Here is a 25,147-nt window from a genome sequence, read left to right as displayed (position 1 = left end):
AGCTTTTTATTGCCCTTCTATCCAGGAGCCTCCTGCAGCTTTTACCTGATCAGCAAGACTTGAAGCCTTCGTACGTTGAGCTTGAAGTTTCGTGTTCATAGCGCTCAATTGATCCTTAATTATCTGCATCGTTGCCTTATGAGTTTCTGTTGGGCCATAGGTGGAAATTGAAATTCCGCGATTCAAGGCAAACAAGCGGCCGCCTATATTCGGCTTGCTGCGCTCTCCAATCTGATTTTTAGCCGGATGTCCATTGAGCTCGGTATCTAGTTTGTCAAGCTCCATCTTCATTGCCACAATTTCACCCATCACGTCATTTCCAACATTTGCTTTCCTTGCAGCAACAAATAGTTTGTCTGCTGTTTTACGTGCATTCGATAGCTGAATGGCTGTCGTTCCAACATCTCTACCTAAGTCCTCATAAGCTCTCCAAAAAGCAACCACTTCGTTCATCGGACTACCTTCAAGTGTTCCATCTCTCAATGGTGTAACCTCAACGTCCACTGGCCCGGCCAGTTGAGAGAATGTTCCACGCTCATACTTGTTAAGTGTAGCTGAATACACTCCCGGCGCACAAAGCAGGCCGTTGAGTTCCTGTGTACTTCCATTCAGGCTCAAGGCTTCAGTGCCTCCCACTCTCAAGTCCCAGGCTACTCTGTTAAATCCTTTCTTATTTGGTGCTTGTACTCGATTTACCACATTGCCCTGCTGATCTTTGATCTCGACATAAACAAACGGATCGATCTCTCGGGTTTCGTTTTCCAATGCTTCCCACCCTGGGAATGGAACATTTCCATTTTGGCCTTTTTCTCTTGCCTGACGCTGATCTTCCAGACTCTTAAGTTCCTCCTTTAAATAGTAGGTGAAAACCGCTCCAAACTCCGGATTAGGCGCGAGGTAAAGTTGAGATCCTTGTGAACCTCTGTCATCATCGAAATCCATCGTAGAGCGTTCGATGTACCACCAGGCTTTTCTTGGTTTGAAAAGCGTAGCTGATTCGTTGATCTGATTTTTATTTACATTTCGCAGCGCGGAATAATCATCCAGCACGTAAAATCCTCGACCAAACGAAGCAGCAACCAAATCATTTTCCCTTCGCTGAATGGCTAAATCTCTAAAGGAAATTGTTGGAATGCCGGCCGCTAATTTGGTCCAACTTCTGGCTCCATCAACCGTCACATAAACACCAAATTCCGTGGCAGCAAACATCAGATCTTTATTCACATGATCCTGAACAATTCGCCATACCAGATTCTTGGTGCCAAGCCCGTTTTCAATCCGAGTCCAGGTGGCTCCTTTATCTGTGCTTTTTACTAAATAAGGACGATAATCGCCTTCTTTATGATTATCCAGAGCTACATAGAGTGTATTTTCATCAAACAAATCTGCCTTAACATCATTTACATAACATCTTGAAGGAACACCCATCGCACTCACTTCTATTTTCTTCCATGTTTGGCCTTCATCACTCGTGACTTGAATTAGACCATCATCTGTGCCTATGATAATTACCTGCTCGTTTTGAGGTGAAACGGCGATAGATGTGATCGTATTAAAGTTAGACATGGCTCCCACGTCCCATGGTGAATCCCAGCTTTGGGTTCGTCCCATGATTGGCAATGTCACTCGCTCTTGGTCCCTTGTCAAATCTCCAGACAATGCCGTCCAGCTGTCTCCTCGATTCGTTGACTTCCACAACCTTTGAGATCCATGATAAATAGTGGCAGGATCGTGAGGAGAAACCAAAATAGGCGCATCCCAATTGTAGCGTTCATAATCTTCATCTGGTCCTGGTTGTGGCATTACGTCAGTCACTTCTCCAGTAGCCAGATCTATTCTCGATAATGTCCCTTGCTGGCGCTGGCCATACATGATATTTGGATTGCCTGGTTCGGTGGCTGGTTGATGTCCATCCCAGTTGAGTACCACTTTCCAATCTGCATTTCTAATGCCGTGATGATTGTCCGTTCTCACCGGTCCTCCTTCTGTGCTGTTGTCTTGCGTACCGCCGTACACATTGTAAAATGGCTCTGCATCATCTACGGCTACCTTGTAGAACTGCGTAAGCGGCAAATTCTCCATAAATCTCCAGCTTGCACCCAAGTCAAAGGTTTCATAGACGCCACCATCCGTTCCAACCAGTACATAGTTTGGATCAGAATTTTTGAATGCGATGGCGTGATTGTCTCCATGCTTTGCGGTCTCATCCATGTTTTCGAAAGTCTTTCCACCATCTTCTGATTTCATCAGTTGATTGTTCATCATGTAAAGTCGGTCGAACTTGTGTGGTGAAGCGTAGATTTCCTGGTAATAATGAGGTCCTGTTGCTCCGGAAACAGCATCCGACATTTTTGTCCAGCTACCGCCACGATTGTCAGACCTCCATAGACCTCCGGTTGTTCTGTTTAGTTCTATTGCTGCATACAGTACATCCGGATTAATTGGAGAAATTGCCAATCCTGTTTTTCCCCATTTACCTTCTGGTAATCCGGTTTTTAACTGTTTCCAGGTGTCTCCCGCGTCATCACTAACATAAAGTCTGGATTTTTCTCCTCCTCCCATCCATGCTGCGATGGTTCGGTGGTGCTCCCATGTTACTGCATATACCCTGTCTGGATTTCTCGGATCTATAACCATATCCGTTACTCCGGTAAATTGATTGTCTCCCAGTGTTTTTTTCCATGTTTTTCCTCCATCAGTCGATTTGAAGAAGCCTCTTTCTCCTCCAGGACTCCAAAGTGGTCCTTGTGAGGCTACCATGATTACATCAGAATTACCTGGATGTACAATGATTTTAGAGATGTGCTCAGAATTTTTCAGCCCCATGTTAGACCAACTGGCACCACCATCTTCGCTTCGGTAAATACCGTCCCCAAATCCGGCGTGTCTCCCTCCCACATTTTCCCCTGTACCTACCCAGACCGTGTATGGGTTATTGGGATCTAAGGTGACACAACCAATAGAATACACAGGTTGATCATCAAATACAGGTTCAAAGGTTGTTCCTGCGTTTATGGTTTTCCAAACGCCTCCTGAGCCAACTGCTACATACCAGACGTTTTCATTGGTCGGATCAATCGCCAAATCTGCAATACGCCCCGACATAAAGGCCGGGCCAATATTTCTAAACTTGAAATTGGAGAATAGCTTGCTGTCGATTGGCTGAACAGCGTTATTGGAATTTCTTCGTTGTGCATCAACTGTTAATACTGCTATCAGCAATGCTATACTGATGAGGGTGAGAAAAGAACGTTTCATGATTTTATGGTTTAGGTTACAACTCAATTTAGTCAAGAAATTTTTTAATCATATGTTTCGATTGATGGATGGTAGCACCATTTTCATAGCGGTGAATACTCGTTATATCTTAACTATCAAGCGATGTATTCTATTGACTCTCAGTCTTTTCTTGGTAACTTTGCGCTTCGTAATTTTTATTAAAACATCTGTCGCTTAGGGGTGTTAGACTAAAAATGAAACTATAGGAGCATGATCAGATATAAATTTGAAAATAAGCTTGATAGAGAGTTTGCAGCCGCAATTCGGAAACGTGTAAACGATTATTTTCAGGATAATGAGATTCAGCGAAATGCTAACGCTAAAATGATTGTGAAAACCATCGCAATCTTGTCGATGTACTTAGTTCCTTATTTCTTGTTGATTTCTGCTGGATTTACCAACCCTTTCTTACTGATGGGTCTTTGGATGATCATGGGTATTGGAAAAGCTTTTATCGGCACCACAATCATGCACGATTCTATTCATGGTTCTTATTTCAAGAAAAAATCCATGAATGCCATCATGGAATTTTCTGCTGCTATCGTAGGTGTAGATCGTCTGATCTGGCACATACAGCACAACGTGCTTCACCATACCTACACCAATATAGAAGAAACAGACGAAGACATTTTACCGAGATTCGTTTTTAGGTATTCCAAAAATCAGCCTCACAAGTGGTTTCACCGATTCCAACATATTTATGCACCTATTTTTTATTGTGTGCCTTTGCTTGAGTGGATTACGACAAAAGACTTTATAAAAGCGTTCGACTACCGAAGAGAAGGCTTAATTAAGAAAGCTGACTTCCCGAAAGAGTTTGCTTTGATCGTGTTAAGAAAAGTATTTTACTGGGTAGTCTTTTTAGCGCTTCCGGTGATGTTGATTCCAATTCCTGCATGGATTACGATTATCATGATCTTCGTATCACATTGTATCACCGGAATTATGCTAGCGATGATTTTCCAGACTGCTCACGTGGTTGAGCCTGCTGAGTTTTTCAAAGGTGAATCTGAGCACATAAAGCACAGTTGGGTGGTGCATCAATTACGTACCACGTGCAATTACGGCATGGATAACAAAGTGCTTTCATGGTTTCTGGGCGGCCTAAATTATCAAATAGAACATCATTTGTTTCCAGACATCTGCCATGTTCATTATCCTGCTGTTTCTAAGTTCGTTCAGCAAACGGTAAAAGAATTTGAACTCCCCTATCGAGCATTCCCTACATTTGGTGCGGCTGTTTCCAGTCATTTCAAGCATATGAAAGAGATGGGCAGCGCTAAGGACTTGAAAGTTGGTGCTGTTCAGACGGCTTAATCAAAAACATGCGATTCATTGAGAGCATTCAATTCAAAGATGGAAACTACATGAACCTACCGTTTCATCAGGCGCGTATGGATCATGTTTTTAGCAAATATGCTCCTGGCGACTCTCCACACAACTTGGAAAAAATACTGCCTGAATTAAAGATGCAGGGAACTTTCAAGGTCCGAATGGTCTATGACATGGACTCAGAAGATGCAACTTACAATCTGGAATTTTCGGAATATCATCAGAGGAAAATTGAAACGCTTGAAGTAATTCACTCAAAACCTTTTGACTATTCCATGAAGTATGAAGATAGAACTAACATTAATCGTTTGGTTAGTCAGTCATCAGCGGATGATGTCATTATTGCTATAGATAATCACATCACAGATGGCTCTTATTTCAATCTTGCTTTTTGGGACGGCAGTAATTGGTTTACACCAGACACTCATTTATTGAATGGTGTTCGTAGAACCCAATTGCTTAATGAAGGGAAAATCCAGGAGAAAGCAATTCTTACTGAAGACATTGCATCCTTTCAAAAAGTAAGTTTGATCAATGCGATGCTTGATATTGGTGAAATAGAAATACCAATTTCAGCAATTAAAACTCCATGGTCTTAGGCAGCCTATTAAAAAGACAAACCAAATTTCAATGCAGGAATCATCTTTTTAAAGTCATCTGTAAAAATGAGCTCAGGTGAAAAATTCACCCTAGACTTTGTGCTTCTATTGAACCCTGTCACCTTGAATGTATTTCCCTCATAAAAATCTCCATTTCGTCGGACAAGCATACCCAGAGCTATTCCAATCTCACGATCAGATCCAATTTTTGATGAGACAAAAGCAGATAAAAAATCATTGACATCAAGATTAAAATCTCCTTCAGGCTGTTCTTGGTAGAAATACTGTTGTGAATAAATAAACCCAAATTTTAAATCATCATTACCTAACCTATCTGGCCAATTGACTGCTAATCTGAAATTCAAGTCTGGAGCAAAACGATCTCTGTAAAAACCAAACCCGATACCAGCAGAAATTTCTAGACCATCCAATTGTGCCGGAGCACCATTCGTTTTAAGAATATTCGCATTCCCATATTTGAAGGCACCAGTCCCTGTATATAAGTTTCGCTTTCCTTCATTTTCAAACTTATTTTCTATTTGGTTCCAAACGGACTCCACACTTAGCTCTTTGATCTCCTCTAAATCAGCCATATTATTTAGCGAAAAAGCAATAGATACTTTTGACTGGTAAATCTCAAAATCAATACGATTGGCAAGGATTTCAACCATTCCTTCATTTCCAATCAGATATATATCTGCCTTACTCTTCAAAGGATCCACTATAACCTGTGCCACCTCCTCTCCGTTCCTCTTAACTTTTTTATATGTCACGATAATTCCATTTTTACTTTCCGAAGATTCTACAGCCGCTTCCATCACATTTAATATTGATTTCCACAAATCATCAGTCAGGTATACCTCTTTATCACTCATTCGATAAAAAGAAAATATCACATCTGTTTGAGAATCTGTTGTCATTTTCAAGGTATCAGGATATGAATTTGTCACCTCCTGTGCTTGACTTAAAAATGTACCATATAGGAGTATTCCTAAGACTAAAATTTTACTTGATTTCATCTTCTTATTTTTAATACCTTCTTGTTTACAGAAAAATAGCTACGAACCGTGGCTAATTATTTGATCCCTCAAAGAGTTTGATTTTAAATACTTGATCATTGAATTGTCTAGGTTGAGTAGAAGTATGCAGCTGAGCTCTTACTGTTACAATCTGCTCTTTTTCAATCTTAGGCCTCTCGAGACTAGCCTGGATGACTGAAATATCTTTTGCGGCAAATGCCGGCTTTTGTTTTTTCTCTTTAGATACTGTTATTGGTTTCAGTATTAATTCCACAGGCGATACTTGTGCCAGCTGGATCCCATCCAATCCTTTTTTAGCAAGCACTCTTATTTCCTTTCCTGCAGGAGCTATGATATTTTCCTTTTCAGGTGCTGTGAACACCGGAACCTTGTTGGAAAGAATTTTAACCTGATCTGAAACGGTAGGTGTTTGGATATTTGTTTCTTTTAAAAGACTGATGGGAAGAATGGTAAATGCTACCAGCAGGCATGCTGCAATCGTCCACCAATAAACAAATGCTTTACGATTGTCCAGGCGCTGTTCAAGCTTGTCCCAAACGGCACTTTCATCAAACTCAAATCCGAGCTCATGCTCTGATACCTGATCTAGTTTTTCTGCCAATTGATTAAGAGCCATAATCTTTATTTTTTTCGTCCAACATTTCACGAAGGAGTTTCTTCGCTTTAAATAACTGTGACTTGGATGTTCCTACCGAAACTCCTAATTTTTCACTGATCTCCTGATGAGAGTATCCTTCTACCTCATATAGGTTGAAAACCGTTCGATATCCTACTGGAATAGTTCTTATCACCTTAAGCAGATCTGCTGTTTGCAGCTTAGATAGAGGAGTGACATCTATTTCCATATCTAAATCCTCGTTAATCGCAAGGGTTTGTATCTCCTTATTCTTTCTCAGCTTCATCAATGCTTCATTTACCATGATTCTTTTCGCCCATCCAAAAAATGTATTATCATTTTGGTAGGCGAAGTTTTTTAGGTTCGTGAATACCTTATAAAAACCTTCTAAAAGCACATCTTCTGCATCTTCCCTGGTTCTCATATATCGCAGGCAGATGCCTAACATCGGCGCATTCAATCGCTTATATAGCTGCTGCTGAGCCTTTCGGTCACCAGATTTACTTTTGTCTATTAGGTCTTTGGTATTCAAGAGAAGCATTTGACAGTAAAATGCAGATTAGTTTCAGATGGTTGTCTGATTCAAAAAAAGAAACCAAAAGGTAGGCAATGATGTCCGGCTGCAGCTTTGAATGGAGTTAAACCTTGTTAAACGAAAAAAGCCATCTACTAAACGCAGATGGCTTTTTAACTCGCTTGTAAATTTATCTATTCATCATCGCTGAAAATCTTCTCGACGAGAACGTTTACTTTATTATTCATTACTTCAACAACTCCTCCTTCAACCAGAATGTGTACCTCATCTTTCTTTTCCTCTTGATATCGAATATCGCCTTTACCCAATGTGGAAACCATTGGAGCGTGATTGTTCAAGATCTGAAATGATCCATCGCTTCCTGGAAAGGAAGCGTGCATTACCTCTCCCTCAAATACTTTCTCGTCTGGTGTTACTATTTCTAAAAACATATATAACTCTCTATATGAGATTCCTGCTTACGCAGAAATGACGTTTAAAATTTAGGCGTTGGCCTCAGCCATTAGCTTCTCACCTTTCTCGATTGCTTGCTCAATAGTACCCACAAGGTTGAATGCTGCTTCTGGCAGGTGATCCAATTCACCATCCATGATCATATTAAATCCTTTGATCGTGTCTTTGATATCTACCAATACTCCTTGCAATCCTGTGAATTGCTCTGCAACATGGAATGGCTGAGAAAGGAATCTCTGTACCCTTCTTGCTCTGTGCACCACTTCCTTATCTTCATCAGAAAGTTCATCCATACCAAGAATAGCAATGATATCCTGAAGTTCTTTGTATCGCTGAAGAATCTCTTTTACTCGCTGCGCACAATCATAGTGTTCAGCACCAAGAATATCTGCACTTAGGATTCTTGAAGTAGAATCAAGTGGATCTACCGCAGGGTAAATACCAAGCTCAGCAATCTTTCTTGAAAGTACGGTAGTCGCATCCAAGTGAGAGAATGTAGTAGCTGGTGCCGGGTCAGTCAAGTCATCCGCAGGTACGTAAACCGCCTGCACGGATGTAATTGATCCTCTTTTTGTAGACGTAATACGCTCTTGCATCAGACCCATCTCTGTGGCAAGTGTAGGCTGGTAACCTACCGCTGATGGCATACGACCAAGAAGTGCTGATACCTCAGAACCTGCCTGAGTAAATCGGAATATGTTGTCAACAAAGAAAAGTATGTCCTTTCCTTTTCCTTCTCCATCACCATCTCTGTAATGTTCTGCAACTGTAAGTCCGGATAATGCTACTCGTGCTCTTGCCCCAGGAGGCTCATTCATCTGTCCAAATACGAATGTCGCTTTCGAATCTTTAAGTTTTTCTCTATCAACTTTAGACAGATCCCATCCGCCTGCTTCCATAGATTTTTTAAATTCTTCGCCGTAATCAACGATTCCAGCTTCGATCATTTCTCGAAGAAGATCGTTTCCTTCTCTTGTTCTTTCTCCTACTCCTGCAAATACAGACAAACCACCGTGTCCTTTTGCAATGTTGTTAATCAATTCCTGAATCAACACAGTTTTACCAACACCCGCTCCACCAAATAATCCAATCTTACCTCCTTTTGCGTAAGGCTCAATCAGGTCAATTACTTTAATACCAGTGAAAAGCACTTCTGTTGAAGTGGAAAGGTCTTCGAACTTAGGTGCATCTCTGTGAATAGGCAGACCATTAGATTTGTCTACTTGCTCCATGCCATCGATTGCATCTCCTACCACATTGAAAAGACGACCTTTGATCGCTTCACCAGTTGGCATCTTAATTGGTGCACCCAAATCTATTACTTCAGTACCTCTGCTTACTCCATCAGTACTTTCCATGGCGATGGTTCTCACCGCTTCTTCACCTAAGTGCTGCTGAACTTCCAAAATCACCTCTATACCGTCAGGACGAACCAGTTTTAGAGCGTCCATGATCTTTGGTAGTTTTGATCCTTCAGCACTAAAGCTTACGTCTACTACTGGGCCAATAATCTGGGTTATCTTACCTTTATTTGCCATTATTTCTTGCAGTTATATTAATGGGGTTGTTTGAAATTTGGTGCGAAATTAAAGGAAAAAAAGATAAGGAAAAAGGGTTTCCGCCCTCATCCGTTCAGGTAAATTCGGAAAGTTGTGCCTTTGTTCATTTCGGACTGTTTTACAAAAATCTTTCCTTTGTGATATTGTTCAATAATCCTTTGAGCCAAAGTGAGCCCAAGTCCCCACCCACGCTTCTTAGAGGTATATCCAGGTCTAAAAACATTTTTGATTTTTGATTTGGGGATGCCCTTCCCTGTGTCTTGAACATCAACAGCGATGCGCCCTTCATTTGCTCTTAAAATACTAATGTGAATGGATCCTTTTCCTTCCATTGCATCGGCTGCATTCTTACAGAGATTTTCGATAACCCATGCAAACAAGGATTCATTGATTTGAGCTTTAATATCTCTGTCAGGAAATGTTGATACCGTCATCGTAATTTTTGTAGACAATCTCTTCTGTAGGTATATGACAATTTCATCTATTGCATCTGCTATATTTCGCATTGCCAGCTGCGGCTCACTACCTATGCTTGAAAAACGATCGGTTATCACCTTCAACCTATCCACGTCTTTATCAAATTCAATCATTGCATCCTGCTGATCTTCATATATTCCTTTGAAATATTCTGACCAGGCCATCAATGATGAAAGTGGTGTTCCAAGCTGATGCGCTGTTTCTTTGGCCAGACCTACCCAAACATGATCCTGCTCTACTCGTCGCATATAATTTAAGATGAGAAAAGTGATGATACTGAAAAGTGCGATGATCGAAAGCTGCACATATGGGTAGTATTTAAGCTGACTCAGTAAGAATGAGTTTTTGTAGAATATGTACTTATAACCAAAAATATTATCCTGGTCGTCTTTAAGCGTAACCTCTATTGGGAGATGAGCTTCCTTCATTGCTTCTATCTCATTTCGTAAAAAATTTTCTCTAGCAGCAGGGTCTGAAAGTTTATCGGCTTTGATAAGATTTCGATAATCTTCAGGTCTTTCGGATTCATCGGTTAGAATAACCGGGATGGAATGATTGGCAGCTACGATTTCATCCAGAATAAGGAAAAAGTTTACGTTTTCACTTTCATTAGCCAAAAACTCCAGCGAACTCGCATATATCTCGATTTGGCGCTGCTCGCGATCTCGAATTTGAGCAACCAGGTTGTTGGTGTAGATAATGGACCCAAAGCTGATTAAAACGGCAAACCCCACCACGATCCACTTTAAATGTGGTCGCAGTGGGGCTAGCGTATTGCCTGTAGCTTCTCTAAACTTTTTCTTCAAAGGATGATCGTTTGGTTAAAAATAACCACGATCGACCTAATTCTTTTGCATTAACCATTTTGCAAGCACCTTGTAGTTTACTTTCGTGCCATGCATAAGTATTCCGATTCGGTAGATTCTACCAGCCAACCACAGTGTGAAAATGAAGCCTGCGATTAACATCACCATGCTTAGCGCAATTTCCCATGCAGGCACTCCAAATCCGATCCTGCCCATCATTACAATTGGTGAAGTGAATGGTATGATGGAAAGCCAGAAACTCGCAGTTCCATTGGGTTCTTCAAAAACAAACATGAAGAGACCCATTAGACTAATGATGATTGGTAGCATTATAGGCATCATAAATTGTTGAGCGTCTGCCGGAGTATCCACGGCCGATCCTACAGCTGCGAACAAAGCTCCGTACAAAAGATAGCCGCCAAGAAAATAAAATATGAATAATGCGATTATTGGCATCCAATTAACATCTCCAAATGTCTCAAGAACGTCTTGCATTGCATTTTGCGCTTCAGCACTATTTGCTTGATTGAGGCCTTCTGCTTGAGGTGGCGTTACACCAAACATTGACACTAATCCTATCCATACTGCGCTCATCAAAATCACCCAAATTAGCAATTGAACAATACCGACTGACGCAACGCCGACTACTTTTCCAAGCATCATTTGAAATGGACGAACCGTAGAAACAATAACTTCCACAATCTTGCTGCTTTTTTCTTCAATGACACCCTGCATCACTTGTGAACCATAGGCAAACAGGAAAATGTAAATCAAGAAGCCCATCACATAGCTAATCCAGAAGGTTGACTTTGCACTACTCTTAGACTCATCTCCGGTTTCTGTTAAATTGAAGGAAGCAATACTGACATCTGTTTTTAGTTGATCAAGTTGGTCGTTGGTTAAACCAGCCTGTGTGAGTTTCATATCTCGAATTTGATTTTCAATTTGTCTTTCAAATCCCCTAACAAGCGTAATTCCTGGTGTTGTCTTAGCATAAAAGACAACACCGCTGGGATCCTCAATTGTCATTTCAGGTAAATAGATCAAAGCAAAATCTTCTGACTCATTAAATCTCTGCTTAGCAGAATCTAATGGGCCATCTACCTTGAGATACTGATATCTTTCAGAGTCTTCAAATTTGATGATATCACTTTTATTTAAAATGTGAATTACTTCTTGCTTCTTGTTTTTCTCGGACTCATTTCTGAGATAATACATAACCCCGATAACAGCTGGAAATATCAATGGCACCAAAATCGTAGCAAGCAGGAAGGATTTCTTCTTCACCCTGCTCATGAATTCGCGCTGTATAACTAAAAATATCTTGTTCATTTTCTTAATGTCTTATGGTTATCAGGCTTCTGCCAATTCTGGATTTTCTCCTTTTACTAGTGATATAAAGATGTCGTTCATGCTAGGAATGCGCTCAACAAATGAGTGAATCTCCGCTTGACCAATTAACTGCTTCAATAGTTCGTTTGGATTTCCATCTGCTGAATATTGTACCAGTGAACGCTTTAATCCTCGGCCTATATCTTCGGTGCTAATCAATTCGAATCCTGTTCCGGATTTGATATCTCCACCCTTGAATTCCACATAGTAAGATCCATCACGGAAATTCTCCTTAATATCAACTTTAGATCCATCGAGTATTTTCTCCGATTTGTTGATCATAGCTACATGATCACACAACTGCTCAACAGATTCCATTCGATGAGTGGAGAATATGATAGTTGCTCCTTTATCTCTTAACTCTAGAATTTCGTCTTTGATCAAATTGGCATTCACCGGGTCGAATCCTGAAAATGGTTCATCAAGGATGATCAAAGTTGGCTCATGCATAACAGTGGCAATGAACTGAATCTTCTGAGCCATTCCTTTGGATAGGTCTTCTATCTTCTTTCCCCACCAATCCATAATCTCCAGCTTTTGGCACCAGGCTTTCCCTCTGGTAGCAGCCTCTCGAAGTGTTAATCCTCTGAGCTGACCCAAATAAATAAGTTGCTCACCAACTTTCATCTTCTTGTAGAGCCCTCTTTCCTCTGGCAAATACCCGATGTTTCGAATATGCTCCAGGTTTAGCGGTGTTCCGTCAAAAAGAATGGAACCTTGGTCTGCTTCAATGATTTGATTGATGATTCTAATTAGGGTTGTTTTTCCTGCTCCATTCGGACCTAAGAGACCAAAAATGGTTTTTTCAGGAATTTCCATGCTTACATCAGTCAATGCCTGATGTTCGCTGTAGGACTTACTTATGTTTTCTACTTTTAATAGGCTCACAATGATTTCGGTTTTTTGGACATTAGTGCACGAAACTAGGAAATTATTACACAGCCACGTATTTTTTTCTACCGACTGGATTTTGCGACTAATTTAGTGGCTTAATTGCATACCTAACCGGCAAGATGATTTTAAGGCGTTTGTATTCATTTTGGGCCATTTTCTCGATGGTCTTCTTCTTTGTCCTCCTTATCATTCCATTACTTCTAATGGTTCCTTTTAGACCATTGCACAAGATTGCGCTAAAAATTAATTGTATTTGGGCTTGGTGCTTTTTAAAGATGGCAGGTATTCCCATCGGTCAGGAATGGAAATTTGAGTTGGATGAAAATCAACAATATATTTTATGTGCTAATCACTTTTCATATCTCGACATTCCAATATTAGGACTCTTCCCTATGCCATTCAAGTTTGTAGGCAAAAGTTCTTTGGCTCGAATCCCCATATTCGGTTATATGTACCGTACGCTCCACATTACCGTCAATAGGTCCAGCTACAGAAGTCGAGCAAGGAGCTTAGTAAAAGCAAGAGAATCGGCTGAAAAGGGGTTTAACTTGGGGTTTTTTCCAGAAGGTGGAATTCGACTTCATAGCTATCCGGACATGGTAGACTTCAAGGATGGAGCTTTCAAATTAGCGGTAGAAAACAACTTGCCAATCCTCCCGGTAACAATGCCAGATAATTATCATATCCTGCAAGATGACGACCTGCTGAATATTAGACGTAAGAAATGTAGGATTATCTATCATGAGCCAATTTGGCCACATGGTCATGGAGATGAAGCTGTGAAAAAACTTCGACAGGAAGTTTTTCGTGTTATCCAGTCAGAATTGAATCAATCTACTCTCGATCATTAACTTTGAGTTTCATGAAAATAACGAAAGAAATTGTTCAAAAAACTGCCCATCTGGCTCGACTTAAATTTGACGAAAATGAGGAAGCTAGGATGATCGGTGATTTGCAGAAAATGGTTGATTGGGTAGACAAACTAAAGGAAGTTGATACGGAAAGTACGCTCCCTTTGACCGGAATGTCCTCTGAAATAAACGCATTTCGGGAAGATGTAAATGGTCGCCACTTGCCTAGAGAAAAAGCGCTGAAAAACGCCCCAAAACATGATTCTGAATATTTCAGAGTACCCAAAGTGATTAACTAATTGTGAACAAGACTTTACTGAAACCCATCGCAGGACTATTTATAGCTTGCCTACTGACCATGCTATGGTCTTACCAATCAGGATATGATAATGCGATTGATTGGGAGGTGACTACCACCGGAGAAATTATCGAATTTCCAGCCTGGTCACTCGAAACCGACTTAATGACACATGAAATAAAGGGAGAAAAGTTTCTATTGAGTGAGCGATATACAGGCAGTGAAATCAAAAGAGATATTTCTCAGGATCGAGTTTTCATGAGTCTCATGTGGATTGGGTTATGCGTGGTGCTTGTAGCATCAACGTACCTAAAGCGCTATGCTTTTTTTATAGTAGTGGCACTTTTTGCACTATTTCTCAATAGACTTAACCTTTTTGAAATTGGGCTATTTGGGATACAAACCAAAATGATCATTTTCATTCCGGCACTCGTCTTGATAGTTCCTATGATTGTATTCCACGAATACAAAAAAACAACTCCTCTTCTTGTTCGAGTGGTGATACTATTGGCCTTGAGTATCGGACTACTTTTTGGAGTAGATAATGGAAAACTATTTACAGATCACCTTATAGCAAATTCTTTGTACGGATTCGCGATTTGCACACTATTCTTCTTGTTTATCATAGCTGAAGAAATATCTTTTAGCATCCTGTATGTGGTGACATCAGGTAAAGGCGGAAAAAACAACCATGTCCATTTCCTCATCCTTTCTCTGATCTACCTTGGGAATTTGATTTTACATTACCTGAATAAGTCGGGATTGTATGAAAACAGCTTCTTCTTTTTTGATCCATTTATTCTCTTGACCATTTCGGCGCTGGTAAGTCTTTGGAGCTTAAAGTTTAAATCTGAATTTATTTCTAATTATCTCAGTCAATCGACATTATACCTTCTCACTTTGAGCTTGGGCATCATCTCTTTGTCATTTATCTCCCATAACATGGTTAGGGGAAATGATGCAGTGTATCAGGCCTTTCATTACTTCATCCTCTATTTCCACATTGGATTTGGCGTGCTTTTCTTTCTATACATCATCGGAAATTTCATCGATCCATTAATTCAAGGGATGCAAATTCATAAAATCGCTTTTAAGGAAAGAAACTTCCCCTACGCGAGTGCTCGCTTGGGTGGATTCTTTGCCATTCTAGCTTTTTATTTCCTTTCAGATCAAGAGCCATTTAATCTCTTGAAAGCTGGCTACTACAATTATCAGGCGCAGGTAGCGGAAACAGAGGGAAACGTACTTCTCGCAAATGAGTACACACTTGAGGCCAGTAATCTGGGATACAACACGCATTACGCAAATTATAAGCTAGGATGGCGGGAATTAAAGAAAGGAGCTGAATATCCTGCGAAAACCTATTTTTTTAGCGCCGCACAGCGATACCCATCTCCATACGCCTTGATCAATTATGGGAATTTAGATTTAGAAATAAATGCAAATAAGGTTCAAGCCATCTACGAAGAATCTTTCCGCGGAGTGGTGAGTGGAGAAGTGCAGAATAATCTCGGGCTCTTACACATTCAAAAAGGTGAATTGGAAAAATCCCTAACCTACTTTGAGGAGGCTAAGCCACTTAATGATTGGAATAATGCACCTTTAGTGAATAAATGGAACGTCTTCAAAAAGATGGAGCTGATTGATTCAAGCTCTATTGAATTGGACTACAGAAATGGTAACTATGGTGTGAAGAGCAATATTCTCACCACCCAAACTCCCAATACTAGTCTTTCTTTTGAGTATGAAAATATTAGTGGTGCTGGCTATTTACATCGACAGACCTACCTCCTCAACAGTACTTATTTGTTTAGTCATGATTCTGTGGAAAGTCTAACCAGGAAGGAGATTGAAAATTCTACAGATGGCTCATATAATGACCGTCTGAGGTTGGCGTTGGCAATACATCTATATCGCAAAGGGGAGGTCAACGAAGCATTTATGATGCTAGACTATCTTCAAGCTAATTCGCATCAATACTACAAAGGTCAATATTATGATGCACTTGGTAAGCTTGCCATGGATCAAGAAGCTTATAAGCTTTCGCTGGATTTCTTTGATAAAGCCTTGGATCTTAAATACACCCAATCATTATTTAGCAGATTGGAGGTTCTAGCCAGAATGGACAAAAAACATACAATTCCGAATGAATTATTACAAGCACTCAAAGCGAATCCGGAATTGACAACCACTGCAAATAACTTCTTGTCTAAGTTGGAAAGGTATAATCCACCAACTCCAAAAAGCTTACAAATCCCGGTCTTGGAAAATCTACCTGATACCGTACTGGTTGCGCTTGGTCGAATGAATGCCTTTCACGAAGCACAGGTCGTTGCTGTGGTGGATGAACTAAAAAAGAGGGAAGCATCGGGCGGGTATGAGCTGCTTATAGATGCTACTGAGATTAATCCCTATAGTCCTGTCTTGCTTAAGAAATATATATTCCTTGCTCTTGAATGGAATCTAGTGGATTACGCAGAACAAACACTGGAAAAACTTGAAGGACTCATATCCAAGGAAGAGTTTCAATCATTTAACACCCGATATCAAACATATAAAGAAGAGCAGGAGGAAGCTGCCTGGTAGAAAATAGGCCACAAAAAAACCTCTTGATTTCTCAAGAGGTTTTTATTTATCTCAACTATTCTTAGTTAGCAAACTTGAATAGAATATTTTGAATCATTTTCTGACGAACTGGCTTTCCACGTTGCTTACCTGGTTTCCATTTCGGTGACTCCTTCAGCACTCTAACTGCTTCTTCATCACATCCTGCTCCAATACCCTTCACCACATGAATATCAGTTAGGGTTCCATCACGCTCCACAACGAACTGAACGAATACTCTTCCTTCAATTCCCATTCTTTGTGCTTGTCTTGGATACTTAAGCTCTTTCTTAAGGTATCCGTAGAATGCCGTAATTCCTCCAGGGAATGATGCTGACTCTTCAACAATTGTAAAGATCTCATCAACATTCTCTTCTTCAGGAGCTTCTTCGAATACAATTTCTTCTACTACAGTTTCCTCTGTAACCTCAACGTCAAGTTCAACTTCGATCTCTTCCTCGATTTCTTCCTCATCAGGAACTTCGATGATCTCCGGGATCTGAACTTTTGGAGGTGGGGGAGGCGGCTGCTCGGTTGGTGGAATATCAATGATGTCTTCAAAGTCATCATCAATGTTTCCAAGGTCCATCAGGCCTGTATCATCATATGTCCTCCACTCGAAGGCCAAAATGATCATTAGTAAACTGGCGGCCATTCCGATATTCAGGAAAAGTCCTGATTGTCTGGAAAGGTCTATTTTCGGATTTTTTTTAGGTTCCATATTCCTTCTTTTGTGAAGTTGAACATCAAATATATGTCCTTCATTTTTTATATACCAAAAGGACGAAGGTATTTACTTAATCAAAGCAAAAAACATTCCAAAATTTCCTATCCGCCTACTTCTGCCTTATAATCTTCTGCGGAAATTAGATGCTCTCCCTGATCTGAGATTTTAATCTTAATCATCCATCCTTCACCATACGGATCTGAGTTTACTACTTCTGGATTGGACTCTAAAGCATCATTTACTTCAATCACTTCTCCTGATACCGGCATAAAGAGGTCTGAGACAGTCTTCACTGCCTCCACCGTGCCGAATACTTCTCCTGCATCTAGCGATTCACCTTCTGTTTCTACTTCTACGTATACAATATCTCCCAACTCGCCCTGGGCGAAATCGGTAACACCTACGGTTGCAACATCACCGTCAATTTTCACCCATTCGTGATCCTTGGTATAGTGTAAGTCTGATGGAATATTCATGTGTGTTTTTAATTTATTTTTCATCGGTCACATGGAATTCACGAGGCTCATTTCATGTGGTGTCTATTTGATCTTAGAAATTCTAACGGGCGTCAAAAATAAGACTTACAAACGAACTGCCCTACTGTGCAAGACCAAATCTTAACTGAACTCCAAATGCAGTGGTCGCTCGCTTATAGGAACTTAGGACTTTTGGGTCCGTCACGTTTCTTTCCATGTAGAAAGTAAAGTCAAGCTGATTGTTGATTTTGTAGGTAATGGTTGGGCGGATTTGCCAGGTCAGATTTCCGTTTGTAATAGTGCTCTTATCATAGATTTTACGCTGAACTGTCTTACTGTCTCGAATTGATGCTGCAACTCTCAGGGTTAAGTCATTTTCCAATGTCAACGTCCTTCCCTGCCATCTCCATGGTAACTTAAAGCCTACTTTGGAATAGCCAAGATCAAGTGTAACATCATTATTTGTTGTTTCAGTCACTTGTGCATTGGACATATTCAAGGCCAAACTTCTGCTCTTTCTGAATTCTAAGCGCGTTGAGATGTTGTTTTTGGTTCGAATATTAAATCCGATGAGGGGAACAAACTGCTCCGAAACCATCACCTGATTAATGATGTAAACGGGCACCAATCGACCTGTGCTGTCATCGCGAGCTTGTGGGTAGTCGAGAATATCGTTTTGCAAACCAATAATGTCTTCACCATAGTTCAAAGAGTTGGTAAAACTGGAAACGCTATAAGTGGAATTGTAGCCGTGAGAAATCGTGAATGATGAAAAGAGTTCAGAGATCGCAGGAATGTTGATCAGCCCGGTATAATCTACCCGCCAGTTTGGAAGTGGTGTTCTTGGAAATGGCGTAAGACTAGTGCTATTAATATCTCTTCCTGAATACGCTGCAATAAATGCCGGAATCAATACATCTTGAGAAAGGGTATCATATTCTCTATTCGGACTACTTAGTCTTCTACGCACATCAATTAGGTTTTGCTCAAACTGAGAAAACGCGTCAGAGGTATTATCTGGACCATCTTTTTGGAAGGCTGTCTTTATCGAGAGGAATGAGATTGAATAGCTTCCGCTTCTGGATGGTGTAAGTGTCTCAAAAGCACCTTGCTGTTCATCAAATCTAAAAATCTCCTGATATTGATTATTTAATCCTCTATTCCATGTCAATTGAATTCTTAAATCTTTTGCCGGCTGAAGATCTGCCTGTACATCTATATCCGTCCCAAAAGTCTGCTGAAAGGGAGAGTTAAGATTCGGATTTCTAACAATCCACCCATTATCTGCTGCACGCTGTTTGATCCCTGGATCCTGGCTTCCAAGGATAAACCCAATTCCGGGAGCATTAAAGCCACTATCCAATCCAAACAAGAAGGCCGTAGGCTTAAAGCCTGAAAGTGATGTGCTTTCATTTATCGTGTATGTTCCGTTCACAGATTTCAACATCATAAGAAATCGAAGTGCGTGGTTTCCAGGGCTGACAGATGCACCTCTTTCTGGCGGTGTGTTAGCATTCTTGAGGAAGGTTACTTTGTCATAAAGTCTATTCATGTCCACCTTAGGCCTGAAAGTAATCGTACGTTGATTATTAATGAAATTTCCAAAAAATAAGTCATCATCCGCCAAACTTACCGTGTCGCTCTGTGTTCTATTTATGGCACCAGCAATCCAACCATACCCGACTGTATATCCCGCATCTGCCGATAGCCAATTGGTGAAGGGCAGTTTATCAAGTGGTAGGGAATAATTCAATCCCATGTTCTGATTAAAGTTCTTCATACGGCCAAGTGTGAAAATCTGATCCCAAATGTATCTGCGCTCAAACTTGGTGTCTATATCACCTTCAATGATTCCTTCTGGTTCATCTATGACAGCATTGGCTGTAGCATTATAGGTGTAGCCAAGGCTTTTAGTAATATCCCATCGAAGGCTGTAATTCCTGGCAAATGTGAAGGTCTTTTCATAGAGTGGATCAACTCCTTCTGTGGTGAGCTCATTGTTGTAATACTGAGTAAGTCGAAAGTCTCTCCTCAGATTAGTAGAGAAAGAGAAATTGCTTGGCACAGGAGAAAAATTAAGGTCTTTGATCAGAGCGAGATAGGGAGATGATAGTTTTTCAGATTCTCCGAAAGGAGTAATGCTCCAGGCTGCTGGCGAAAAATTATAGTTGACTCCTCCACTCACCGTTTTATTAAGCAGAGTTTGTGTGCTCACGTTACTTGAAATACGATCGCTGTATGCATAACTAAAAGAGAAATTTTCGATATCATAGATCCTGCTTCGTGCATCTGGATTTACCTTTTCCTTTCGCACATTGGTAAAGTTGATGCTTCGATTAGTCGTGCGGTCTTGTACAATTCTTTTATATCGCTCTCGCTCCCTTACATCATCTATGGCTTCCAAAGATGCTTCCAATGGTACATCGGGATCCAAAGGATCAAATTGAGGAGTTACTGTAATTTTCTCATAACTCACAAACATTGGCACCACGAGACCTGTCTTGTCTGGTCGCATGAATTTCTCCAAATTAAGATTGGCTGAAATATCATATTGTGTGGTTTCAGCTCTTGACCTCTCGGAAATACGCTGTTGAATATTGCCAAAACCAATTGATGTATATCTGGTGGAAGCGGAGACCGTACCCAGATCAGCTAGTTGCGTACTTAGTCTCGCATTGGCAGCCCATCCGGCATTGCTATCAAAATCGGTGACTCTCAATTCATTCGCCCAAATGCAGACAGATTTTGACGAGCTTGATTCATCTCCCGGGTTTTTCACTCCTATCATAAGTACTCTAACCGCACTTAGGTCTGGGCGTCCTTTCACAGTGAAAGTGTATTTCCCGTCGTTTGATGGGACTGCATATGGAATGTTCTCATCCAGATTGGCCCGGTTACGCTCCGATTTAATCCCTAAAAGTTCCTTTATTGAAATATCGATCTCGTTTTCTAACGGCCACACTTGTCTCCTTAGGTCTTCGATACTACCCGTTACATCGGGTGGTGTAATCACAAGTGGCACTTCTACTTCGTAATAGTTTTCATCGAAATCTGTACCTAATCTCATAAAGGCAGTTACTTCATTGTCTAGCACCATGTCATTCTCAAAGACTTCAGCGTGGAAAAACATTTTCATTCGCCCGTAATTGATGAGATCGTAAGACACATTCTTATATACTGCTCTGGCATCCTTATCATCAAGATCTTCCACACACACCTGCAATGATTGCTCGTTGATTCTCCTGTTTTGTGTTGTTGTGTTATCAATATCTCTATCTAGCCCGGGAGGTAGAACATACCGAACACCGCCAGTAGTGCTGGTGCTATTTTCTTCGATATTCACTACTGAAACTGAGAAATCGGAAGTCTCAATATTGGGAATGGCATCTAAGCCTGGCTCATTTAATGCCCGCTCAAACTTCCTCCATTGACTACCGACCAGACGCATTTGTGCAAATCTTAAAACGACCGGACGATCCCAACCTGTCAAATACATACGAACATATTTGATGTTTTCGAAGGTTGGACTTCCAATCGGGGTGCCTACATTTTTAATCGGAATTCTGAATAAGTACCAGTTGGACTCTCCATTTCCACTTTCTATTTGATCAACGATAAACTCATTCAAAACCAAATTTCCACCTTCCGGATTAGATCCCTGATTTTTAGGTTCTAAATCAATTCGATATTCAAAGTATTCTTCTAAATCCGAAATGGTATTATCCTGATTGACGTCTTCATTATCTGGAAGTGTGGTTGAAGCTGGAATGAAATTTCCACCTCCTGAAGCAATTGGAGAATTCTGCTCCATGCCGTTCCAGTTTTTATATCTCTCCACAATTTTGGCATCTTGCTGATCATAAAAGCCATCCAGGATATATCTGAAGTTATCTGCAGATATGTCACCACCTGGAAATGATAAACCTGGAACAATTAAGTCTTCATCATCATCTTTCAACCCATCAATTCCAACATCTTGATTATCCCTGGCTCCTGGTGAGTTTTCGAAAAAATTGATCAAAAACTCATCCTCCGGGATTTGTCCCCATGTAGTAATAGGTCCAAGGTCACCATTTGCTGACAGTCCGCTTTCGAAAGCATGCATGTCATCTGGTGCAATATCCTCTGAAACACTTCCCAGATTGAAATACAGCTGACCCCCATCCAGATCTAAACTCGCATTTGTGTTTACCCTTCCGTCTTTCACTATTCCGTTATCTCCATTCACGAATGGATCCATGAGCCAGAATTCGAGGTATTCGATATTTGTTTTATTGAAGTTTACTTCGTTCGTTATTGCGCGAGTAACACCTCCCCAGTTTTGCTCCGGATCAGGTAGTAGATTATCTGCAGAAGCAGCAGGATTGTAATTGTACTGCCCACGTTCCTCCGGGAAGAAAGCTACATCAAAAATGGGTTCGTTAAAGTTTACAAGCGTTTGGTCTCTCTGGCGAAAAATTTCTTGTGGCAGAACTGCTCGTTCATAGTGATTTTCTAAGTCACTATCTGTAATATTCGCTGGTCGAGTATTTCCTCCAGCTCGATAGAAAATACTATTATCGACCGTATACCAGGCGATTTTTGCTTTTCGGTAATTGTAATCCAAACCTGCATTACCGCTCTGAGCCTCAGGGAATACGCGCGGCGTAGAGGCCAATTTCCATGCTTGCCATCCCATAATATTAATTGGCGTAATAGCATTTTCAAAATCATCGATGTATGAAGTTCCCTCTCCATTGACGATGTTACTCGTTCCCGGTATCAGTTGTGCAAACTCTGCATTGAAAGTTACTGTTGAAGGTGCTTTGGTGCTCACCAGCGGTAGCTTATCCACCATTTTAGTAATGAATCTTGATTCATTTTGATAATTGATATCAAATCCATATTTGGTATTACTAGTTGGCTCATTACCAACAGCATACCTGGAAATTCCGCCTGGTCTTTCATTTAGATGGAGGATGGTTGCTCCAATGTTGAAATTATCATTGAATCGATAGTCGAAGCGAGCACCAGTGAGGGTGCGTGTCTGAAAATTGAATAGATCCGCTTTTTCGTAGGAAACTTGAAGGGTTTTCCCTGAACTAAGAATTCCTTCATTCAGAATCCTGACCCTACCCAGATTATAATCCACCGTATAGTCCAGTCCTTCAGTCAGTGGTGTATTACCTGCGGTAACAAGGACTGACCCTTCAGCAATGTTGATCCCTGGTAAGGTGATTTCACTCGAAGAACCGGCTGTGAGCCTACCTGATATCACAAATTTGTTTTGTGTGGCATTTAATTCGGCTGTTGCTTTTGGCTCATCGTAGAGTTCGTCATAAACATACTTATCTACAAGTCTGCTTTCATCATCATCGAATTGATCCTCCAGTGTCTGACCGAATGGTTCGAGCACTGGAAAAATAATGTTACCATTTTGAGGATCAATGGTAACACCTTCAATGAAGTCAAAATTTCCATCCGGAGCTCGATCGCCTGTTGGGTTTAGGCGATCCAGACTGAATATCTGGATTAGCGGCTTGTCTTTAATTTGGCGTCCTTCATGCAGTGACGGATTGTCCTGCCCGGTATTATCATCACGATAAATAATGCGAAGTTGAAAACCATCCTTACTAATCTGGGCAGCATTCATATTATAGATGTTCTTCATCATTAAATCCCATGTAGGAACAGTAGTGTTGATCTTATTTGGACGAAGCATCTTCAGATAGATTACTTCATCATCAGATCTGCTTTGATAATCTTCTGTGAGTTCACCTACTTTATATGCTGTTCCATTGAAAGTGTACTCATATGCTACGGCCAAGATTTCATCACTAGCCAAACTACGTGTAAGCGTGATATAGCCCATCTCACGATTGATTTTGTATTCGGCCTGATCCAATTTCCTTGCTGTAGTGACTTTGACATAATCTGTTGAGCTCTCGAATGATTGGAAGTTTCCTTGTATATATCCGTCCACCCCGTCCGCTGATTGTACGGTAAGTCTGGTAAACAAATCATTCGCTGCATTCCTTGTTGGGCCGCCTCTTCTATCTCCTACATCATCGGAATAAACAACAGTACCTTCTCCCAAATCCATAAAACCAACAATGTTTCTGGTAGTTTGTGTGTCGTTGTTTCTGTTCAGCACATAGACTTCTGCACGTGTCACATTCACTCCTGAAGTAATTTGTGGTAGCGCCGAAAGCCATTGCTCGTAGTTATCCCGGAAAAAGTGGCCTAAGAAGAAATGCCTGTTTTCCTCATAATCAGAAGCTTGCACTTCAAACTCCCTACCTTGAAATCCACTTTCAATCGTCAAGGTTTCGTTTCTTCCCCTTTGCTGCGAGAGTATAGTGGTTACATACAGTTTTCCAAATTGCAGTTCAGTTTTAATACCAAACAGTGATTGAGCGCCACTCATAAGCGAGTTGGTCACCGGCATACTTACATTACCAATCTCAATCTTTTTGATGATCTCTTCTTCGTATCCTGTATAGACTACTTTGAGGTTGTTTTGAAAATCGAAGGTGTTGTTATTGTCAAAATTTGCGGTGATCTCCAGCTTCTCTCCCACTTTTCCCACTACGTTCATACTTATTTGCTGATTGAAGTTGAACGCACCATTCTTTTGCTGACGCAATGGAATGGCCGGGTTATCAATTCGCTGAAAGCGAGCACCAAAATCTAAGTTGACAAAGCCATTTGGCTGGATATCCACATAGCTTCCTCCAAAAATCCGATCAAAGACGGGACTGATATATAATCGAGGTATCAAACTACGTCCGCTTACCGCACTCTCTCCATCCAGACCTGCTGATCGTTCCTTGAAATATTCTCTATTGAGTTGTGAATTATTGTATCTATTGAATTCACTAAAGGTCATGAATGAAGCAGGCCTAAAATCCAAAGCTCCTATGTTTTCATACACAGAGTAAGTTACTCCGGCATCATCGGCGGTTGTATCCGGATTGAATTGGACTTGCATGTCTACCTGAGATGGATCTCTTAAAAATAGAGGTGACCTGGAGCTTCTAAAGGAAAAGGGATCTCCAAATCGGTAGCTGGGCTGAAATGTAGGCTTAATACTTGGCTCATACGGCCCAATTGAATCACTTTTAACTGTGTCTTGTTCTTGAAAGTACCCGGCATTTGCCTGAGACCAACAGCCCAAAATAAGAATCGCATAGAGGAATCGTATATGAAAATTTACTTTCAAGAAAAGGG

At 40.8% G+C, this 25,147-nt stretch carries 17 protein-coding genes; 5 read left to right on the top strand and 12 right to left on the bottom strand.

Annotation, left to right across the window (positions count from 1 at the left end):
• Positions 1–6 precede the first annotated feature (6 nt).
• Positions 7–3,258: a WD40/YVTN/BNR-like repeat-containing protein gene (locus ACL8WY_RS12305; RefSeq protein ID WP_436515056.1), complete on the bottom strand. Its 3,252-nt coding sequence runs from the start codon at positions 3,256–3,258 to the stop codon at positions 7–9.
• A gap of 231 nt (positions 3,259–3,489) precedes the next feature.
• Between ACL8WY_RS12305 and ACL8WY_RS12300 the strand changes: the two genes are divergently transcribed.
• On the top strand, positions 3,490–4,596 hold the full coding sequence (locus ACL8WY_RS12300; RefSeq protein ID WP_436515055.1) for a fatty acid desaturase family protein: 1,107 nt from the start codon (positions 3,490–3,492) through the stop codon (positions 4,594–4,596).
• 8 nt (positions 4,597–4,604) lie between these two features.
• A complete protein-coding gene (locus ACL8WY_RS12295) occupies positions 4,605–5,210 on the top strand; it encodes an aminotransferase class IV (protein ID WP_436515054.1) in 606 nt (201 codons plus the stop codon).
• Positions 5,211–5,218: 8 nt separating this feature from the next.
• Here ACL8WY_RS12295 and ACL8WY_RS12290 read toward each other — a convergent pair whose 3' ends face one another.
• The 8 genes from ACL8WY_RS12290 to ACL8WY_RS12255 form a co-directional block, all read right to left on the bottom strand.
• The gene (locus tag ACL8WY_RS12290; protein WP_436515053.1) at positions 5,219–6,229 is read right to left on the bottom strand and encodes a hypothetical protein; all 1,011 of its coding nucleotides are present in this window, start codon (positions 6,227–6,229) and stop codon (positions 5,219–5,221) included.
• A 52-nt stretch (positions 6,230–6,281) separates the two neighbouring features.
• Positions 6,282–6,866, bottom strand: coding sequence for a hypothetical protein (locus tag ACL8WY_RS12285; RefSeq protein WP_436515052.1), 585 nt, complete (start codon positions 6,864–6,866; stop codon positions 6,282–6,284).
• On the bottom strand, positions 6,856–7,398 hold the full coding sequence (locus tag ACL8WY_RS12280; protein WP_436515051.1) for an RNA polymerase sigma factor: 543 nt from the start codon (positions 7,396–7,398) through the stop codon (positions 6,856–6,858). The genes ACL8WY_RS12285 and ACL8WY_RS12280 overlap by 11 nt, the downstream gene beginning before the upstream one ends.
• Positions 7,399–7,574: 176 nt before the next feature.
• Complete coding sequence (atpC, locus tag ACL8WY_RS12275) at positions 7,575–7,832, bottom strand: ATP synthase F1 subunit epsilon (protein WP_436515050.1); 258 nt, start codon at positions 7,830–7,832, stop codon at positions 7,575–7,577.
• Between the two features lie 51 nt (positions 7,833–7,883).
• Entirely contained in the window at positions 7,884–9,392 is a 1,509-nt protein-coding gene (atpD, locus tag ACL8WY_RS12270) for a F0F1 ATP synthase subunit beta (RefSeq protein ID WP_436515049.1), read from the bottom strand.
• 86 nt (positions 9,393–9,478) lie between these two features.
• Entirely contained in the window at positions 9,479–10,696 is a 1,218-nt protein-coding gene (locus ACL8WY_RS12265) for a sensor histidine kinase (RefSeq protein ID WP_436515048.1), read from the bottom strand.
• 36 nt (positions 10,697–10,732) lie between these two features.
• Positions 10,733–12,028 carry an ABC transporter permease gene (locus ACL8WY_RS12260; RefSeq protein ID WP_436515047.1) on the bottom strand — a complete coding sequence of 432 codons (1,296 nt, stop codon included), beginning with the start codon at positions 12,026–12,028 and terminating at the stop codon, positions 10,733–10,735.
• A 21-nt stretch (positions 12,029–12,049) separates the two neighbouring features.
• Positions 12,050–12,976 (bottom strand): ABC transporter ATP-binding protein, encoded by a 927-nt coding sequence (locus ACL8WY_RS12255; RefSeq protein ID WP_436515046.1) that lies wholly within the window; start codon positions 12,974–12,976, stop codon positions 12,050–12,052.
• A 281-nt stretch (positions 12,977–13,257) separates the two neighbouring features.
• Between ACL8WY_RS12255 and ACL8WY_RS12250 the strand changes: the two genes are divergently transcribed.
• The 3 genes from ACL8WY_RS12250 to ACL8WY_RS12240 are packed head-to-tail and all read left to right on the top strand — an operon-like array spanning position 13,258 to position 16,717.
• Entirely contained in the window at positions 13,258–13,833 is a 576-nt protein-coding gene (locus ACL8WY_RS12250; protein ID WP_436515045.1) for a lysophospholipid acyltransferase family protein, read from the top strand.
• Positions 13,834–13,844: 11 nt separating this feature from the next.
• Positions 13,845–14,132, top strand: a complete 288-nt coding sequence (gene gatC / locus ACL8WY_RS12245; protein WP_436515044.1) for an Asp-tRNA(Asn)/Glu-tRNA(Gln) amidotransferase subunit GatC — start codon at positions 13,845–13,847, stop codon at positions 14,130–14,132.
• Positions 14,133–14,134: 2 nt separating this feature from the next.
• A complete protein-coding gene (locus ACL8WY_RS12240; protein WP_436515043.1) occupies positions 14,135–16,717 on the top strand; it encodes a hypothetical protein in 2,583 nt (860 codons plus the stop codon).
• Positions 16,718–16,778: 61 nt separating this feature from the next.
• Here ACL8WY_RS12240 and ACL8WY_RS12235 read toward each other — a convergent pair whose 3' ends face one another.
• From ACL8WY_RS12235 to sprA, 3 genes are all read right to left on the bottom strand, one after another.
• Positions 16,779–17,456: an energy transducer TonB gene (locus ACL8WY_RS12235; RefSeq protein ID WP_436515042.1), complete on the bottom strand. Its 678-nt coding sequence runs from the start codon at positions 17,454–17,456 to the stop codon at positions 16,779–16,781.
• A 107-nt stretch (positions 17,457–17,563) separates the two neighbouring features.
• Positions 17,564–17,938, bottom strand: coding sequence for a glycine cleavage system protein GcvH (gene gcvH / locus ACL8WY_RS12230; RefSeq protein ID WP_436518059.1), 375 nt, complete (start codon positions 17,936–17,938; stop codon positions 17,564–17,566).
• A 121-nt stretch (positions 17,939–18,059) separates the two neighbouring features.
• Positions 18,060–25,139, bottom strand: coding sequence for a cell surface protein SprA (sprA, locus tag ACL8WY_RS12225; protein WP_436515041.1), 7,080 nt, complete (start codon positions 25,137–25,139; stop codon positions 18,060–18,062).
• Positions 25,140–25,147 lie beyond the last annotated feature (8 nt).

This window comes from Ekhidna algicida, assembly GCF_051379705.1.
Lineage (GTDB): Bacteria > Bacteroidota > Bacteroidia > Cytophagales > Cyclobacteriaceae > Ekhidna.
This window is presented reverse-complemented; position numbering and strand designations above follow the sequence as displayed.

What these genes read in the sequence shown, in the direction of transcription:
- gatC (WP_436515044.1), top strand. Translation starts at nt 13,845, where the DNA reads ATGAAAATAACGAAAGAAATTGTTCAAAAAACTGCCCATCTGGCTCGA.
- ACL8WY_RS12305 (WP_436515056.1), bottom strand. Translation starts at nt 3,258, where the DNA reads ATGAAACGTTCTTTTCTCACCCTCATCAGTATAGCATTGCTGATAGCA.
- ACL8WY_RS12295 (WP_436515054.1), top strand. Translation starts at nt 4,605, where the DNA reads ATGCGATTCATTGAGAGCATTCAATTCAAAGATGGAAACTACATGAAC.
- gcvH (WP_436518059.1), bottom strand. Translation starts at nt 17,938, where the DNA reads ATGAATATTCCATCAGACTTACACTATACCAAGGATCACGAATGGGTG.
- ACL8WY_RS12235 (WP_436515042.1), bottom strand. Translation starts at nt 17,456, where the DNA reads ATGGAACCTAAAAAAAATCCGAAAATAGACCTTTCCAGACAATCAGGA.
- ACL8WY_RS12290 (WP_436515053.1), bottom strand. Translation starts at nt 6,229, where the DNA reads ATGAAATCAAGTAAAATTTTAGTCTTAGGAATACTCCTATATGGTACA.
- ACL8WY_RS12260 (WP_436515047.1), bottom strand. Translation starts at nt 12,028, where the DNA reads ATGAACAAGATATTTTTAGTTATACAGCGCGAATTCATGAGCAGGGTG.
- atpC (WP_436515050.1), bottom strand. Translation starts at nt 7,832, where the DNA reads ATGTTTTTAGAAATAGTAACACCAGACGAGAAAGTATTTGAGGGAGAG.
- ACL8WY_RS12300 (WP_436515055.1), top strand. Translation starts at nt 3,490, where the DNA reads ATGATCAGATATAAATTTGAAAATAAGCTTGATAGAGAGTTTGCAGCC.
- atpD (WP_436515049.1), bottom strand. Translation starts at nt 9,392, where the DNA reads ATGGCAAATAAAGGTAAGATAACCCAGATTATTGGCCCAGTAGTAGAC.
- ACL8WY_RS12250 (WP_436515045.1), top strand. Translation starts at nt 13,258, where the DNA reads ATGGCAGGTATTCCCATCGGTCAGGAATGGAAATTTGAGTTGGATGAA.
- ACL8WY_RS12285 (WP_436515052.1), bottom strand. Translation starts at nt 6,866, where the DNA reads ATGGCTCTTAATCAATTGGCAGAAAAACTAGATCAGGTATCAGAGCAT.